Origin of the sequence: Lutimaribacter degradans (assembly GCF_023703375.1) — a bacterium.
Taxonomy (GTDB): domain Bacteria; phylum Pseudomonadota; class Alphaproteobacteria; order Rhodobacterales; family Rhodobacteraceae; genus Lutimaribacter; species Lutimaribacter degradans.
Window position 1 is genome coordinate 155,510 of the sequence record NZ_JAMQGO010000004.1, and the last position, 16,796, is coordinate 172,305.

A 16,796-nucleotide genomic window follows, 5' to 3' on the forward strand; every position below is an offset into this window, starting at 1 on the left:
CAGGCGGGCATCAGCCCACCGACCCTTCCAGCGAAATGGCCACCAGCTGCTGCGCTTCCATGGCAAACTCCATCGGCAGCGCCTGCAACACTTCCTTGGCAAAGCCATTGACGATCAGCGCCACGGCCTCTTCCTCGTCCATGCCGCGCTGGCGGCAATAGAACATCTGGTCGTCATCCACCTTCGAGGTTGTCGCCTCGTGCTCGACCCGGGAAGAGTTGTTGCGCACCTCGATATACGGCACCGTATGCGCGCCGCACTTGTCGCCGATCAGCAAGCTGTCGCACTGGGTATAGTTGCGGCTGTTCTTCGCCTTGGGGTGCATCGACACAAGCCCGCGATAGGTGTTTTGTGCGTAGCCCGCGCTTATCCCCTTCGACACGATGCGCGACTTGGTGTTCTTGCCAAGGTGCACCATCTTGGTGCCGGTATCGGCCTGCTGATGGTTGTTGGTGATGGCGATCGAATAGAATTCGCCCTGGCTGTCATCGCCACGCAGGATGCAGGACGGGTATTTCCACGTCACGGCCGATCCGGTTTCAACCTGCGTCCACATCACCTTGGCCCGGTCGCCGCGGCAATCGGCGCGCTTGGTCACGAAGTTGTAGATCCCGCCCTTGCCGTTCTCGTCGCCCGGATACCAGTTCTGCACCGTGGAATATTTCACCTCGGCGTCTTCTTCGACGATGATCTCGACCACGGCGGCATGAAGTTGCGCGATGTCGCGCTGCGGTGCGGTGCAGCCTTCGAGATACGAGACGAACGACCCCTTGTCGGCAATGATCAGCGTGCGTTCGAACTGGCCGGTGTTTTCAGCGTTGATACGGAAATAGGTCGACAGCTCCATCGGGCAGCGCACGCCAGGCGGCACGTAGACGAAAGACCCGTCCGAGAACACCGCGCTGTTCAGCGTCGCGTAGAAATTGTCCGATACCGGCACGACCGAGCCCAGGTATTTCTTGACCAGCTCGGGATGCTCGCGGATCGCCTCGGAGATCGAGCAGAAGATCACCCCGGCCTTTTTGAGCTCGGCCTGGAAGGTCGTGCCTACCGAGACGGAATCGAACACCGCATCGACGGCGACCTTGCGGCCTTCGGCGGGCGCATCCTCGGCGCCCTCGACCCCGGCCAGGATCATCTGCTCCTTAAGGGGGATGCCCAGCTTTTCATAGGTGGCCAACAGCTTGGGGTCGACATCGTCCAGGCTCTGGGGCTTGTCTTCCATGCTCTTGGGCCGGGCATAGTAATACTGGTCCTGGAAATCGATCTCGGGGTAATCGACCATGGCCCAGTCCGGCTCCTTCATGTTCAGCCAGCGCTCGTAGGCCTGCAGGCGCCACTCGGTCATCCAGGCGGGCTCGCCATTCTTCTCCGAGATCAGCCGCACGATATCCGAGGTCAGCCCCTTTGGGGCGTATTCCATCTCGATATCGGTTTCCCAGCCATGCTTGTACTTGCCAAGGGATTTGACCGCATCGACCGTTTCCTGATCGACGCCTTCCTTCACCTCTACCTTGTCCAAAGCCGTCATGGGCCGCCTTCCTTTCCTGTTACGCCGCGCTGCGTGCGCGGTGCCGTTCCAACTTGCTCAACCACGCCTCGGCAAAGCGCAGCACGTTTTCTTCCGTCGTATCGGGGCCCAGCGACACCCGCATCGCGCAGGCAGCCGCAGCCTCGTCGAACCCCATCGCCGCCAGCACCTTGCTGGCGCGCACCTTGCCACTCGAACAGGCGCTGCCCGCACTTACGGCGAACCCGGCCAGGTCCATCGTCATCACCTGCGTCTCGCCCTTCCAGCCGGGGGTGACAAAGCAACAGGTGTTCGGCAGGCGCTGCGTATCTTTCCCGACCAAAATAGTCTCTTTTGCGCCAGCCTCAATGGCCTTTTCTAGAATTTTTCTAAGTTCAAGAACGCGGTCCCACACCCCGTCGGCCAGATCCCGCGCGGCCTGCTGCGCGGCCGCCCCGAACCCCGCGATCGCGGCCACGTTTTCCGTGCCCGCGCGCCGGCCCATCTCCTGCCCGCCGCCGCGTAGATGCGCGGCCACATCGGTGCCCCGCCGCACCACCAGCGCGCCCACGCCCTTGGGCCCGCCCAGCTTGTGCGCCGAGATCAGCGCCATCTCGCACCCCGCCCAGTTGAAGGCAAAGGGCAGCTTGCCAAAGGCTTGCGTGGCGTCCACCACGGCCAGTCCCTGCGGCAGATCCTGCACAACGCCGGTCTCCGAATTGGCCGCCTGCAAGACAGACCGGCCCGGATCGCCAACGGTCACACGCCCCTGCCCGTCAACCGGCAGCACCTCGTCAACCCAGGCGCCCACCGCGTCATGCTCGACCCCCGCACCCGACAATCCACGCCCTGCGCAAGCCAGCGCCGCGGCCTCGGTTGCCCCGGAGGTAAAGATCACATCCGCCCCGTCGGCCCCGAAGGCCTCGGCCACCTGCCCGCGCGCCCGCTCGATCAACGCCTTGGCGGCACGCCCCTCGGCATGCACGCTGCTGGGGTTGCCCGCCAGATCGAACGCCGCCAGCATCGCCTCGCGGGCCTCGGGCCGCAGCGGTGCGGTGGCGTTGTAATCCAGGTAAACGCGGCGCAAAGCCATCAATCCTTCCTCTTGCCAGAAATACCCCGGGGTGCTTGAGGGGCAGCGCCCCTCATCCTGCATCGCGCAAGCGATGCGCCCCAAGCGCGGGCGAAAGCCCGCTCCGCATGCTCACGCCGCGTCATCCCTCGTCCACGACGGAAAACAGGGTGGGCACGGCCGGGCACGGGGCCAGGTCATTCTCGACCACGTCCGACAGCCGTGTCTGGTGCAGGAAGACATAAACATGCGCGCTCAGCCCCTCCCACAAACGGTTCGTCAGCGATTGCGCGCGGCTGCCCGACAGGCCGCCGGTGGCGCCGGCGCCCTTGTGCATGGCGTCCACCGTTTCGTCGACCGCCGCCAGAACGTCGACCACGCGAATGTCCGACGCCGGTTTCGCCAGTCGGTACCCGCCGCCCGGCCCGCGCACCGACTCGACCAGCCCGGCCCGGCGCAGCTTGACGAACAACTGTTCGAGATAGGGCAAGGACACGTCCTGGCGTCGCGAAATATCGCCCAACGTCACCAGGTTGCCCTGCGGCTGTAGCGCGATATCGGTCAGCGCCACCATCGCATAGCGCCCCTTGGTGCTCAGTTTCATGGCCCTACCCCGCCAACAGATTGACCTTGCAGGGCGAAAGGCTTATCTCGCTATCACCCTGATCCGGCGCGACCGCCGGGAATTAGAACAGTTCTAAAGTGCTTGAGCGTTACAGTCAACTATAATGCCAAGCCAATTCTGACAAGGAATGTCATGCCCGAGGTCATTTTTCCCGGACCCGAAGGCCGCCTGGAAGGCCGCTATCACCCGCAAAAAGAGCGCGACGCGCCCATTGCAATCGTTCTGCATCCGCACCCTCAGTTCGGGGGCACGATGAACAACAAGGTCGTCTACAACCTGCATTACGCGTTTTATAATATGGGCTTTACCGTGTTGCGGTTCAATTTCCGCGGTGTCGGGCGCAGCCAGGGCGAATACGACCAGGGCGTGGGCGAACTCAGCGATGCCGCCTCGGCGCTCGATTACCTGCAATCGATGAACAACAACTCCAAGCATTGCTGGGTTGCAGGGTTTTCCTTCGGCGCCTGGATCGGCATGCAGCTCTTGATGCGCCGCCCCGAGATCACCGGCTTCGTTTCGGTGGCCCCGCCGGCCAACATGTATGATTTCAGCTTCCTTGCGCCCTGCCCGGCCTCGGGCCTGATCATCAACGGCACCAATGACCGCGTGGCCCCCCCGGCCGATACCGTCAGCCTGGTGGGCAAGCTGCACGAGCAAAAGGGCATCACCATCACCCACGAGGAAATCGAGGGCGCGGGCCATTTCTTCGAAGAGCCGCATATGGACACGATGATCGGAACCGTCAGTGATTACGTCAAACGGCGCCTGACGGAAAATTCGCGGTAAAAAAGATGGGCGTCACCGAAGACCTGGCAGACGAACTGGCGCGCGACACGCTCAAGCTGGTCGAGATCACCGGCAACGAAGACCTGGTTTCAGAGGTGTCCAATACGTTGGGCGCCTCATCCACGCCGACGCAAGAGGCGTTCATGTCGGCGATACGGGTGCGCATGGCCGTTGCCCGCGCGCGCCAACTGCTCCGCACCAGGGCACGCGCAGCTCAACAATCGGCGAAACCTGCAACGCCAGGCACCAAATGACCGAGCAGGCCCGGCGGCTTGATGCGCAGATGGCCTTTCTGACCGAGGCCTGCCGGCTGAAAACGGTAACGCGCGCCACGACCCTTTGCGACGCCTCGCGGCCCGAGAACACGGCCGAGCATAGCTGGCACCTGGCGCTCTATGCCCTGGTGCTGGCCGAACACGCGCCCGGGGGCGTCGATATTTCCCGCGTGATCCGCATGTTGCTGCTGCATGACCTGGTTGAGATCGACGCGGGCGACACCCCGATCTATGCCGAGGCCGACCGCGCCGCCATCGCGGTACGCGAACAGGCCGCCGCCCGGCGCATCTTTGGTCTCTTGCCACCCGATCAGGCGCGCGATCTGCGCGCGCTTTGGGATGAGTTTGAGGCCGCCGACAGCCCGGATGCGCGGTTTGCCAAGGCGCTCGACCGGTTTCAACCGCCCAACCAGAACCTCGCCTCGGGCGGGATCAGCTGGGTGAACCACGGCGCAACGCTGGACATGGTGGAAAGCCGCGTGGGCAGGCCCATCGCCCGTGGCGCGCCTGCCCTTTGGGGCTGGATCGCGCCGCGCATTCGCGCATGGTTTGCCACTCACAAGCATCGGTGAACCCGGCGCCCGAAATGCACCAGGGCCGCACGCATAAACGCACCGGCGACGGCCGGGTTTACGCCTGGGCCTTTTTCTTCTTTTCCACGGCGATCACCTTTTCGGCCAGGTCGCGCGCGATGGCAAAGGCGCCCTTGATCTTGTCGGCCTCGTTCTTCCAATCGCGGCGCACCACGATCTTGTTGTCCTTGACCTTGGCCAGGCCGCGCTGATCCTTGATGAACTCCACCAACCCCTCGGGCGAGGCGAACTTGTCATTGTGAAACTGGATCGTGGCGCCCTTGGGGCCGCCGTCCAGCTTGGCGATACCCGCGCGCTTGCACATCGCCTTGATACGCACGACCAGCAGCAGCGTGTTCACCTCTTTCGGAAGCTTGCCGAAGCGGTCGATCAGTTCGGCGGCGAATCCTTCCAGTTCAACCTTGGTGTGCAACCCGCTGAGACGGCGATACAATCCCAATCGCACGTCCAGGTCGGGCACGTAATCCTCGGGGATCAGAACGGGCACGCCGAGGTTGATCTGGGGGGCCCATTGCTCATCTGCCTCCGACAGCCCCTCCATCTCTCCCGCGCGGATCTTGGCAATCGCCTCTTCCAGCATGGTCTGGTAAAGCTCGTAACCCACGTCGCGCACCTGGCCCGACTGCTCTTCGCCCAGCAGGTTGCCGGCGCCGCGAATGTCCAGGTCCTGGCTGGCCAGCGTAAAGCCAGCGCCGAGGCTGTCGAGGCTCCCCAGCACGCGCAGCCGCTTTTCGGCCGCCGGTGTCAGCGGCGCGCGCGGCTTGGTCGTCAGGTAGGCATAGGCGCGGGTTTTAGACCGCCCGACGCGACCCCGGATCTGGTAAAGCTGGCTAAGCCCGAACATGTCGGCGCGGTGTACCACCATCGTGTTGGCGGTCGGAATATCCAACCCCGATTCCACGATCGTCGTGGCCAGCAACACGTCATATTTGCCATCGTAAAAGGCGTTCATGCGGTCATCGAGTTCCCCCGCCGCCATCTGGCCATGCGCCACGACATACGAGATCTCGGGCACCTGCGATTGCAGGAAATCCTCGATCTCGCGCAGGTCGGAAATGCGCGGCACCACGTAGAAGGACTGCCCGCCCCGGTAATGCTCGCGCAGCAGCGCCTCGCGGATGGTGACGCGATCGAATTCGCTGACATAGGTGCGGATGGCCAGCCGGTCGACCGGCGGAGTGCCGATGATCGACAGGTCACGCACACCCGACAGCGACAGTTGCAACGTGCGCGGAATCGGCGTGGCGGTCAGCGTCAGAACGTGCACGTCGCTGCGCATCTGTTTCAGGCGCTCCTTGTGGGCCACGCCGAAATGCTGCTCTTCGTCGATGACAAGCAGGCCAAGGTTCTGAAACTTAACCGACTTGGCCAGCAACGCATGGGTGCCCACCACGATATCTACCGTGCCCTTGGCCAAGCCCTCGCGCGTTTGCGCGGCCTGCTTGGCGTTGACGAACCGAGAAAGTGCCCGCACCTCGAGCGGGAAGCCGCGGAACCGGTCGGAAAAACTTTTGAAATGCTGGCGCGCCAGCAGTGTCGTGGGGGCGATCACCGCAACCTGCACGCCAGACATGGCCGCGATAAAAGCCGCGCGCATCGCAACCTCTGTCTTGCCAAACCCAACGTCGCCACAAATCAGCCTGTCCATCGGCTGGCCGCTTGTCATGTCGGCCAGGACATCCTCGATCGCGCGCAGCTGGTCGTCGGTTTCGGTATAGGGAAAGCGCGCGCTGAACTCTTCCCAAGCGTGGGGCGGCGGCTCCAGAACAGGGGCACGGCGCAACGCACGTTCGGCGGCCACGCGGATCAACCGCTCGGCCATTTCGCGTATGCGTTCTTTCAGCTTGGCCTTCTTGGCCTGCCACGCGCCACCGCCCAACCGATCGAGCAGCCCCTCTTCGTGGCCGAATTTCGACAACAGTTCGATATTCTCGACCGGCAGGTACAGCTTGGCGCCCTCGGCATATTCCAGCAGCAGGCATTCATGCGCCGCGCCCGCCGCCGTCACAACCTCAAGCCCGTGATAGCGCCCCACGCCATGATCGACATGCACCACCAGATCGCCCGGCGACAGCGCCTGCGCCTCGGTCAGGAAGTTCTCGGCCCGGCGGCGTTTCTTGGGCGCTCGGATCAGCCGGTCGCCCAGGACATCCTGCTCGCTGATAACCGTCAACGACTCGGCCTCGAACCCCTGTTCCAGCGCCCAGACCGCCAGGTGCAGCCCGTGCTTGCCGACACCGCCCATGTCGCGCACATGGACCGCGCCCAATACACCCTCGTCCTCGATCAGACCGTCGAGGCGCTCACGCGCGCCCTCGGAATACGAGGCGATCACGACCGGCCCGACATCCAGCCGCGCCTTGATGTGATCGGCCAGGGCACCAAAAAGGCTGAGGGTTTCGGCCTGCCGTTCGGGCGCGAAGCTGCGCCCGACACGCCCGCCCGCGTCGATCACCCCGGGGCCTGAGGGCTGTGGCAGCGGGCTGAACTGCATCACGCGGCGCGCACCCAGGGCGGCCTCCCAGCCTTCATCATCGAGATACAAAAGCCCCGGCGGCACCGGCTTGTAGACGCTGTCGCCACGGCCCTTTTGCGCCATCGCCTCGCGCCTTGTGTCGTATTGATCGACAATCCCCTCCCAACGGCTGATACGGGTGGGCGTCACCTGGTCATCCAGCGTGACGGTGGCCTGCGGCAGGTAGTCGAACACGACCTCGAGCCGATCGTGAAAGAACGGCAGCCAGTGCTCGACGCCCTGGTGCTTGCGCCCGGCGCTGACCGCCTCGTAGAGCGGGTCATCAGTGCCGGCGGCACCGAACTCGATCCGGTAATTCTGGCGAAAACGGCGGATCGCGGGGTCGTCCAGCATCACCTCCGAAACGGGCGCCAGTTCAACCAGGTCCAGCTTTTCGGTGGTGCGCTGGCTGACCGGATCAAAGCGGCGCGCGCCATCCAGAACGTCGCCGAAGAAATCAAGCCGCACCGGGCCCGACTCGCCGGGGGGAAAGATGTCGATGATGCCGCCGCGAATGGCGTAATCGCCCGGCTCCGTCACGGTAGGCGCCTGCACGAACCCCATGCGCACCAGGAAGGCCCGCAACGCCTCTTCGTTGACGCGCTCGCCCACGCGGGCGGTGAACGCAGCCTCTTGCAAAACCTCGCGCGCGGGGATGCGCTGCATCGCAGCGCTGATCGTGGTCAGCAGCACGAATTGCCGGGGCGCCCCGTGCACCAGCCCCGCCAGCGTTGCCATGCGCTCTGCCGAAATATCGGCATGCGGGCTGACGCGGTCATAAGGCAGGCAATCCCAGGCGGGGAAGCGCAGAACGGGCATTCCGGGCGCGAAAAAGCGCAACGCCGCCTCCATGGCCGCCAGGCGCTTGTCATCGCGCGCGACATGGATAACGGGCGCGTCGGCGCGCGCCACCTCGTTCAGGATCAGGCGAGCGTCAAACCCCTCCGGGGCGCCCCCAACCGTTATTCGGGTCATCATCTACCTGTTGCTCGATTGCGCCCATCGGGCCGAAATGGTTGCCCATGCCAGCCTTGAGATTCTGATACATACCCCACATCGCGGTGACGAAAATGGCGATCATTCCCACCACCTGAACCATGACCCGATGCCGCCACAGCACCTTGCGCAGTTCCTCGCCGCTAGCCTGGCGGTTCTGGATGCGCCGCGCGGTATTCAGGCTTAGCAGCCCGACGAGGGACATCGGAAATACCATCAAGAACACCGCCTGCGCCATCTGCACTTCGTAGAGAAAGCCGATAAGCGCCAGAGACGTCAGGAAAAAGCAGGCCAGCCCCAGCAGCCACAAACCGGAAATGCGCGAGATCGACAAAAGCCGGTTGGTCATGACGCGTGTCATGTCCTCAAGATCGGTCTGTGCCTGCCCGCCGCGACTGGCGGCCCGGCTGACCATGTCAAAGGGGATGCCCAGGACCCAATGGCTGGCCGTCGACCAAAGAACCGCAAGCGCGATCCAGTACCACACGCTGGAGAAAGAGCGCATGTCGATCAGCGTGGTGAAGTTGTCGAACCAGTCCAATGGCGTGCCTCAAAGCTTGTTCCGCGCTTCCATATCGCTCCGGCGTGGCAATTCCTACCCTTGAGATGCGCGAAATTCCATGTCAGTCATTCTGAACCCCGCTGCCAAGGAAAAAAGACAATGCACCCCAGCCAGGCCCCCTTTCCCGCCACCCGCTTTCGCCGCACCCGCCAATCGGCCCAGGTCCGTGCCCTGGTACAGGAAAACGCGCTGACAGTGGGTGACCTGATCTGGCCGGTCTTCCTGCGCGATGGCAAGGACGTGGTCGAGCCCGTCGCCTCGATGCCCGGTGTCAGCCGTCTGAGCGTCGACAACGTGGTCAAGGCGGCCCGCGAGGCGGCCAGCCTGGGAATTCCCGCGATCTGCCTGTTTCCCTACACAGACCCCGCCAAGAAGACCGAGGATTGCGCCGAGGCCTGGAACCCCGACAACCTTTCGAATTCCGCCACGCGCGCCATCAAGGATGCGGTGCCCGATATCGCGGTGATGACCGACGTGGCGCTGGACCCCTATAACAGCCTCGGGCATGACGGCTTCGTGGTGGATGGCAAGATCCCCAATGATGAAACCGTGGATGCGCTGGTGAGGCAGGCGCTCAGCCAGGCGCGTGCGGGCGCCGATATCATCGGCCCCAGCGACATGATGGACAGCCGTATCGGCGCGATCCGCACCGAACTTGAATCCGAAGGATTCAAGGACGTAATGCTGCTGTCTTATGCGGCGAAATACGCCAGCGCCTTTTACGGCCCCTTCCGCGATGCCGTGGGCGCCTCGGGTGCGCTGGTGGGAGACAAGACGACCTACCAGATGAACCCAGCCAACAGCAACGAGGCCCTGCGCCTGGTCGAGCGCGACCTGCGCGAAGGCGCCGACATGGTGATGGTCAAACCCGGCATGCCCTACCTGGACATCTGCCGCCGGGTGAAAGACGCGTTCGGCGCGCCCACCTATGCCTACCAGGTGTCGGGCGAATACGCGATGATCGCGGGTGCAGCCGAGAACGGCTGGATCGACGGGCAAAAGGCAATGCTTGAATCGCTCATGTGCTTCAAGCGTGCCGGCTGCGACGGGGTGCTGACCTATTTCGCGCCACAAGTGGCGCGGCTGCTGCAAGACAACTGATCCGCCCGTGGCCGCGCCGGCAATGGCGGCATCCCGCACATCCGGCCCATGCCCTAGTGACAGATCGCAGCACAACACGTATAGTTGCGGCGCAGATCGGTGTGTAAACCGGCAGAGCAGTCAGGCAATCAGATACAGGCATATACAATGACAAAAATTACCCGACGCAGCTTCACGCTGGCCGCACTGGCCGGTGCGGGCGTAACGGCGGCCTGCGGCAACGGCGTGGGAAGCGATGGCGGCGCCAAGATCGACGCGCGGGTCGATTCCACGCTGAACTTTCTTTACAGCAACTACCCCAGCACGCAGGACATTGCCACGAAATCGACCGGCCAACTTGTCATGCCTCTGCTGACCGAGGCGGGCTTCGGCTTTGGCGGTGGCTACGGCCGTGGCGCACTGCGCGTGGGCGGCTCGACGGTTGATTACTACTCGGCGACCAAGGGCAGTTTCGGGCTGCAGATCGGCGCGCAACAATATGCGCATGTACTGTTTTTCATGACAGATGAGGCGCTGATGCGTTTCCGGCGCTCGTCAGGCTGGGCGGCAGGGGCCGACGTGGAATACGTGTTCAACGACAAGGCCGAGAATATCCGCGCCGAAACGACCACATCCCAGGCCCCGATCCTTGCCGTGATCTTTGGCCAGGCCGGTCTTCTGGTGGGCGCCACGCTTGAAGGCGTTAAATACACCCGCATCATTCCCTGAACACACGGCGCCGGGCGACGCCCACCCCGTGGCCCTTCTGCCGCGTTCGGCGGATCGCGCATGTCAGGCAAACGAATGCCGCACATGCGCGACCGACCGCCCTCAATGCAGTGTGAACTCACCCACGACGTTGCGCCATTCGCCCGGGGCCACCATCTTGCGGTGGGTAAAGCGCACCGAATGGAGCGGTCCCTCTATCTCTTCCCGCCAGAACTCGATGAACTTGAAGAGCCGCGGATGATCGGGTGCAATGTCGTAATCCTGCCAAACGAAACTGTTCAGAACATGGGCGTAATCGGGCATGTGATAGAACATCTCCGCCGTCGTCAGCCCATAGCCCTTCAGCATCAATTCGGTTTCACGGTGATCCATCTTTGACCTCGGTTTTCTGTCACTGTCCTCAAATCATGCCCGTCGGAAATTAATTTGCAACAAAAACAGAATGTTATCACCCCTTCTCTGCGGCTGCCAACATCACGCAAGGTCTTTGATTGCACCCCATATCATGGCTCTGATATAGTTCGTGCAACAACATATTGCGCAGCAGAAAAGAACGGGCAGATCACGTGAACGATACGCCGGAAACCCCTGATAACGAAGATGAAAACGGCCCCGCCCGCCCCGAGCATACGGGCCCGTCCATCTCGATCACCGAAGAACTGAAATCGTCTTATCTCGATTACGCCATGTCGGTGATCGTCAGCCGCGCGATCCCAGATCTGCGCGACGGGTTGAAGCCGGTGCACCGGCGCATCCTTTACGCGATGCACGAGGCCGGCAACACGCATGACAAATCCTACCGCAAGTCGGCCCGCGCCGTCGGCGACGTTATGGGCAAGTACCACCCGCACGGCGACAGCGCGATCTACGACGCGCTGGTGCGCATGGCGCAGGATTTCTCGATGTCGCTGCCGCTGCTCGATGGCCAGGGCAATTTCGGCTCGATGGATGGCGACAGCCCCGCCGCCATGCGATACACCGAGGTGCGTATGGACAAGCCCGCCAGCGCCCTTCTCGCCGATATCGAGAAGGAAACGGTGGACTTCCAGGACAACTACGACGGCAAGGACAGCGAACCCACCGTTCTGCCCGCACGCTTCCCCAACATGCTGGTCAACGGCGCGGGCGGCATCGCCGTCGGCATGGCCACCAACATTCCGCCCCACAACCTTGGTGAAGTGGTGGATGCCACGCTGGCCCTGATCGACGAGCCCGACCTTTCCAGCGAGCAATTGATCGAATACGTGCCCGGCCCCGACTTCCCGACGGGCGGTATCTTGCTGGGCCGGTCGGGGGCGCGCAAGGCGTATCTCGAGGGGCGCGGCAGCGTCATCATCCGCTCCAAGACCCGTGTCGAGGAGATCCGCAAGGACCGCTACGCCATCGTCATCGACGAAATTCCCTACCAGGTGAACAAGGCCACGATGATCGAACGCATCGCCGAACAGGTGCGCGAGAAAAAGATCGAGGGCATCGCCCACGTTCAGGACGAATCCGACCGCGACGGCGTGCGCGTGGTGGTCGAACTCAAGCGCGACGCGACCCCCGACGTGGTTCTGAACCAGTTGTTCCGCTTCACCCCGATGCAGACCTATTTCGGCTGCAACATGCTGGCGCTCAACGGTGGGCGCCCCGAAACCCTGACGCTGCGGCGTTTCCTGACCTCGTTCATCTCTTTCCGCGAAGAGGTGATCGCCCGCCGAACAGCCCATGACCTCCGCAAGGCGCGCGAACGCAGCCACGTGCTGTGCGGCCTTGCCGTCGCCGTCAGCAATGTCGACGAGGTCGTGGCCACGATCCGCTCCAGCGCCGACGCAGCCGAGGCCCGCCAGAAACTGATGACGCGCCGCTGGCCGGCCGAGGAAATCCTGCCCTATATCGCGCTGATCGACGACCCGACCCACACCGCGAACGAGGATGGCACCTATAACCTGTCGGAAATCCAGGCCCGCGCTATCCTCGACCTGCGCCTGCAGCGCCTGACCCAACTGGGCGTCAAGGAAGTCACCGACGAGTTGGAAGACCTGGCCGGCAAGATCAAGGAATACCTGGAAATCCTTGGCTCGCGCGAGCGGATCATGGGCATCATTGCCGACGAGCTGCGCAGCGTGAAAGAGCAGTTCGCCGTGCCCCGCCGTACCGAGATCGTCGATTGGTCGGGCGACATGGAAGACGAAGACCTGATCGAGCGCGAAGACATGGTCGTGACGGTCACGCAGGGCGGCTATATCAAGCGCACGCCGCTGGCCGATTTCCGCGCCCAGAAGCGTGGCGGCAAGGGCCTGTCGGGTGGCGTGTTGAAAGACGATGACGTGGTGACCAACCTGTTTGTCGCCAACACGCATACCCAGCTACTGGTCTTCACCACCAATGGCATGGTCTACAAGCTGAAAACCTGGCGCCTGCCGCTGGGCGGGCGCACGTCCAAGGGCAAGGCCATCGTCAACATCCTGCCCATACAGCCCGGCACCTCGATCGCCGCCATCATGCCGGTCGACCGTCCCGAAGAAGAATGGGCCGACCTGCAGATTTTCTTTGCGACAACCGCGGGCGATGTGCGCCGAAACGCGCTGAGCGACTTCACCAATGTCATGCGCAACGGCAAGATCGCGATGGGCCTGCCCGAAGGCGTGGAATTGGTGAACGCGCGTATCTGTTCCGAGGATGACGACGTGATGCTTGTCACCTCGTCAGGCCGCGCGATCCGCTTTCCCACCACCGAAGTACGCGTATTCAAGGGCCGCAAATCGACCGGCGTGCGCGGCATCCGGCTACAGGGCGACGACACGGTGGTTTCGATGTCCGTCATCCGCCATTTCGAAGCCGATGCAGACGAGCGCGCCCCCTATCTCAAGATGCGCCGCCTGATGGCCGGCGTGACCGAGGACGAGGGCGACGACGAAGACGGCAATGCCGACACGCCCCTGCCGCAGGAACGCTATGCCGAGATGTCGGCGGCCGAAAACCTGATCCTGACCATCACCGCTGCCGGTGCGGGCAAGCTCAGCTCCAGCCACGACTACCCCGTTCGCGGGCGTGGCGGCATGGGCGTGACCGCGTGGGAAAAGCGGATGCAGTCAGGGCCGATCATCGCCTGCTTCCCGGTCGAGATGGATGACCAGATCATGCTCGCTACGTCGAAGGGGCAATCGATCCGCGTGCCGGTCAATGGCATTTCCTTCCGGTCGCGCAGCGCCGGCGGCGTCAAGGTGTTCAACACTGGCAAGGGCGAACATGTCGTTTCGGTCGCCTGGATCGCCGATCAAGGGGATGAGGACGAGGCCGAGCCCGAGGTCTGACCCCCGGACCGAAACCTTGATTAGGTCGCAGGCTGGGCCGCCTTGCCCAGCCTGCGACCTTTTTCGCTAAAAGGGCTTGGTCAAGCCTGCCGCGCCCGCTGGATCATTTAGCGCCGCCCTACGCGATCACAGCCCGTAAAGCGCGCCGAATTTCTGCTCCAGGTATTCGAGAAGCGGCGCCTCGCTCGGCTCTTCGCCACAAGCCTGCGCGATAACCTCGCGCGGCTCCATCAGCCCGCCGTGGCGCTGCACCGCGGCCCGCAGCCAGCCGGTGGCGCCCGCCAGGTCGCCGGCCGCCAATTGTGCCTCCCAATCCGGCACGGCACGCGTCAGCGCCTTCATCAGGCAGCCGGCATAGACATTGCCCAGCGTGTAGGTCGGGAAATAGCCGAACAGCCCTTCGGACCAGTGCACATCCTGCAGGCAACCGTTCGACGGCTTGTCCACGGCGTAGCCGAAATCCGCCGCGAACCGGGAGTTCCACGCCTCTTCCAGGTTGCTCACATCCAGCCGCCCGGCGATCAGGTCGCGCTCCAGGTCAAAACGCAACAGCACGTGCAGGTTATATTGCACTTCATCGGCCTCGGTACGGATATGGCCCGGTTGCAAGGTATTTACGGCCGCGTAGAACGCGTCGGCATCGGTCACGCCGATATCACCGAATGCTTCACGCATGCGTTCGAACAGCCACCCGGTAAAGGCGCGCGAGCGGCCCAACTGGTTTTCATAGATGCGCGACTGGCTTTCATGCACGCCCATCGAAACGCCCTGGCCCAGCGGTGTCATGGCATAGGCCGGGTCGATTCCTTGCTCGTATGAGGCGTGGCCGACCTCGTGGATGGTCGAGTAAAAACAGTTGAACGGATCTTCGGGGTTGGTGCGCGTGGTGATGCGCACATCATCGCCCGAACCGGAACTGAAGGGATGCACCGCCTTGTCCACGCGTCCGCGCGCCATGTCATAGCCGAATGTCTTGGCGAGCATCCGCGCCAGTCGCATCTGCGCGGCCTCGTCGAACCGCCCTTCCAGCCCCTTGGGAGCGGGACGGTCGAGGCAGGCGGCACGCAGGGCAACCAGGCGCGGACGCAGGGCACCGAACATGGCCTCCAACCCTGCTGCCGTGGCGCCCGGCTCATAATCCTGAAGCAGCGCGTCATAGACATCGCCCCCATCGGCCAGCGCCGCGCCCTCCTGCCGCTTCAGGTCGACCATCTTTTCCAGCATCGGCAGGAAATGCGCCACGTCCTCGGCGGCGCGCGCCTCGGCCCAGCGTTGATGCGCCAGCGAACGCGTCCGCGCGATCTCGGCGGCAAGGTCGGCAGGCAGGCGCGTGGCCCGCGCATAGTCGCGGCGGATGTGGCGCATCTGCGCCTTTCCCACCGGGTCAAGCGCGGCATCGTCGATCGCGGCCAGCCACTCACCCAGGCGCGGGTCGGTGCGGCGTGCATGCAAGATGGCGGCAACGGCGCCCATTTCCTCGGCGCGTTGATTGCCCGCACCGCGCGGCATCACGGTTTCCTGGTCCCAGCCCAGCCGCCCGGCCACCTGCGCCAGCGCCTGGGTCTGCCGCTCGTGGGCCATCAGGTCATCAAAACTCATGCCGCACCTCTCAGGCTTGCGAAAACAGGATAGCCGGCCAGGAACCGCGCCCGCAGGATCAACACCCACAAGACCACCGCCCCCACCTGGTGCAGGATGGCGATCTGCCACGGGGCGGAATACATCACCGTCACGATGCCCAGCACCATCTGCACCAGCATCATCGCCAGCACCGCGTTGAAGGCAAAGCGCGTGACCCCATTGGGCGAGCGGCGTGCACGCAGCCAGACCACGATACCGAAGATGAACAAAAAGTATCCGGCCATCCGGTGCATGAATTGCACCAGCCCGTCATCCTCGAAGAAATTGCGCCACAGGGGGTCCAACTGGAATGGCTCTGGCGGGAAAAATCCGCCCGCCATCAGCGGCCAGTCGACATAGTTGCGGCCCGCGTCGATGCCCGCCACCAGCGCCCCCAGCAGGATTTGCAGAAAGGCGAAATGCATCAGTCCCGTGCCCATGCCGAACAGCTTGGCCTCGCGACCGCGCCGCGCCTGCATCAGGTCGCGCTCTTGGCGCCCCAACAGGAATACGTACCAGGCGATGAACCCCAGGATGACAAAGGCCAGCCCCAAATGCGTGGCCAGGCGATAACTGGCCACGTCCAGCATTTCGCCTTCAAGCCCCGAGGCAACCATCCACCAGCCGATCGCGCCCTGCGCGCCACCCAAGGCACCAAGAAACAACAGCCGTCCCGTCCAGCCCACCGGAATCTTGCGCGCCACGAGAAAGCCGAAAAACCCAAGCGCCCAGACCAGCCCGATCACGCGGCCCAATTGCCGGTGGCCCCATTCCCACCAATAGATGAACTGGAACTCGGACAGGCTCATGCCCTTGTTCTGCAACTGGTATTCGGGGATCTGGCGATAGGCGTCGAACTCGCGTTGCCAATCCTCGGTCGAAAGCGGCGGGATCGCCCCCTTGATCGGCGCCCATTCGGTGATCGACAACCCGCTGTCGGTCAGCCGTGTCAGCCCGCCGACGGCGATCATCACCATGACCAGCGCGAACAGCACCATCAGCCAGATGCGGATGGCCCCGCGCGCGCCCCGGCGCGCGGCCTTGTCGATCAGCCCGCCTTGCGGTTCGGCCACCGCGTCGCGGCTTTCGACCTCTTCGAAAATACTGCGTTTCCCGCTCATTCCCTGCCTCCAG

Annotated in this window: 14 protein-coding genes; 6 read left to right on the forward strand and 8 right to left on the reverse strand. The window is 63.6% G+C overall.

Annotated features, from left to right (window positions below; all coding sequences use genetic code 11):
* Positions 1-10: 10 nt before the first annotated feature.
* From sufB to iscR, 3 genes are all read right to left on the reverse strand, one after another.
* Entirely contained in the window at positions 11-1,531 is a 1,521-nt protein-coding gene (sufB, locus tag M8744_RS08720; protein ID WP_251413331.1) for a Fe-S cluster assembly protein SufB, read from the reverse strand.
* Between the two features lie 19 nt (positions 1,532-1,550).
* Entirely contained in the window at positions 1,551-2,597 is a 1,047-nt protein-coding gene (locus tag M8744_RS08725) for a cysteine desulfurase family protein (protein ID WP_251413815.1), read from the reverse strand.
* 127 nt (positions 2,598-2,724) lie between these two features.
* Positions 2,725-3,186 carry a Fe-S cluster assembly transcriptional regulator IscR gene (gene iscR / locus M8744_RS08730; RefSeq protein ID WP_251413333.1) on the reverse strand — a complete coding sequence of 154 codons (462 nt, stop codon included), beginning with the start codon at positions 3,184-3,186 and terminating at the stop codon, positions 2,725-2,727.
* Positions 3,187-3,339: 153 nt separating this feature from the next.
* On the opposite strand from iscR, the gene M8744_RS08735 reads away from it, so the two are divergent.
* Genes M8744_RS08735 through M8744_RS08745 form a run of 3 tightly spaced genes read left to right on the forward strand, consistent with a single transcriptional unit; the run spans position 3,340 to position 4,840 of the window.
* A complete protein-coding gene (locus tag M8744_RS08735; RefSeq protein WP_251413335.1) occupies positions 3,340-3,993 on the forward strand; it encodes an alpha/beta hydrolase in 654 nt (217 codons plus the stop codon).
* Between the two features lie 5 nt (positions 3,994-3,998).
* Complete coding sequence (locus M8744_RS08740; protein WP_251413338.1) at positions 3,999-4,247, forward strand: hypothetical protein; 249 nt, start codon at positions 3,999-4,001, stop codon at positions 4,245-4,247.
* The gene (locus M8744_RS08745; RefSeq protein ID WP_251413341.1) at positions 4,244-4,840 is read left to right on the forward strand and encodes an HD domain-containing protein; all 597 of its coding nucleotides are present in this window, start codon (positions 4,244-4,246) and stop codon (positions 4,838-4,840) included. Before M8744_RS08740 ends, M8744_RS08745 begins: the two co-directional genes overlap by 4 nt.
* 58 nt (positions 4,841-4,898) lie before the next feature.
* Here M8744_RS08745 and mfd read toward each other — a convergent pair whose 3' ends face one another.
* Both mfd and M8744_RS08755 read right to left on the reverse strand, forming a co-directional pair.
* Positions 4,899-8,354, reverse strand: coding sequence for a transcription-repair coupling factor (mfd, locus tag M8744_RS08750; RefSeq protein ID WP_251413353.1), 3,456 nt, complete (start codon positions 8,352-8,354; stop codon positions 4,899-4,901).
* Entirely contained in the window at positions 8,311-8,913 is a 603-nt protein-coding gene (locus M8744_RS08755; RefSeq protein ID WP_434481357.1) for a component of SufBCD complex, read from the reverse strand. The genes mfd and M8744_RS08755 overlap by 44 nt, the downstream gene beginning before the upstream one ends.
* Before the next feature lie 120 nt (positions 8,914-9,033).
* On the opposite strand from M8744_RS08755, the gene hemB reads away from it, so the two are divergent.
* Positions 9,034-10,035, forward strand: coding sequence for a porphobilinogen synthase (hemB, locus tag M8744_RS08760; protein WP_251413355.1), 1,002 nt, complete (start codon positions 9,034-9,036; stop codon positions 10,033-10,035).
* A 147-nt stretch (positions 10,036-10,182) separates the two neighbouring features.
* Positions 10,183-10,743, forward strand: a complete 561-nt coding sequence (locus tag M8744_RS08765) for a lipid-binding SYLF domain-containing protein (protein WP_251413357.1) — start codon at positions 10,183-10,185, stop codon at positions 10,741-10,743.
* 102 nt (positions 10,744-10,845) lie between these two features.
* On the opposite strand, the gene M8744_RS08770 is transcribed toward M8744_RS08765, so the two are convergent.
* Positions 10,846-11,115 carry an usg protein gene (locus M8744_RS08770; protein ID WP_251413359.1) on the reverse strand — a complete coding sequence of 90 codons (270 nt, stop codon included), beginning with the start codon at positions 11,113-11,115 and terminating at the stop codon, positions 10,846-10,848.
* Between the two features lie 194 nt (positions 11,116-11,309).
* Between M8744_RS08770 and gyrA the strand changes: the two genes are divergently transcribed.
* Positions 11,310-14,042 (forward strand): DNA gyrase subunit A, encoded by a 2,733-nt coding sequence (gyrA, locus tag M8744_RS08775; protein ID WP_251413364.1) that lies wholly within the window; start codon positions 11,310-11,312, stop codon positions 14,040-14,042.
* 126 nt (positions 14,043-14,168) lie between these two features.
* Here gyrA and M8744_RS08780 read toward each other — a convergent pair whose 3' ends face one another.
* Both M8744_RS08780 and ctaA read right to left on the reverse strand, forming a co-directional pair.
* Positions 14,169-15,641, reverse strand: coding sequence for a carboxypeptidase M32 (locus M8744_RS08780; RefSeq protein ID WP_251413367.1), 1,473 nt, complete (start codon positions 15,639-15,641; stop codon positions 14,169-14,171).
* Complete coding sequence (ctaA, locus tag M8744_RS08785; RefSeq protein ID WP_251413377.1) at positions 15,638-16,783, reverse strand: heme A synthase; 1,146 nt, start codon at positions 16,781-16,783, stop codon at positions 15,638-15,640. Before ctaA ends, M8744_RS08780 begins: the two co-directional genes overlap by 4 nt.
* Between the last annotated feature and the right edge of the window lie 13 nt (positions 16,784-16,796).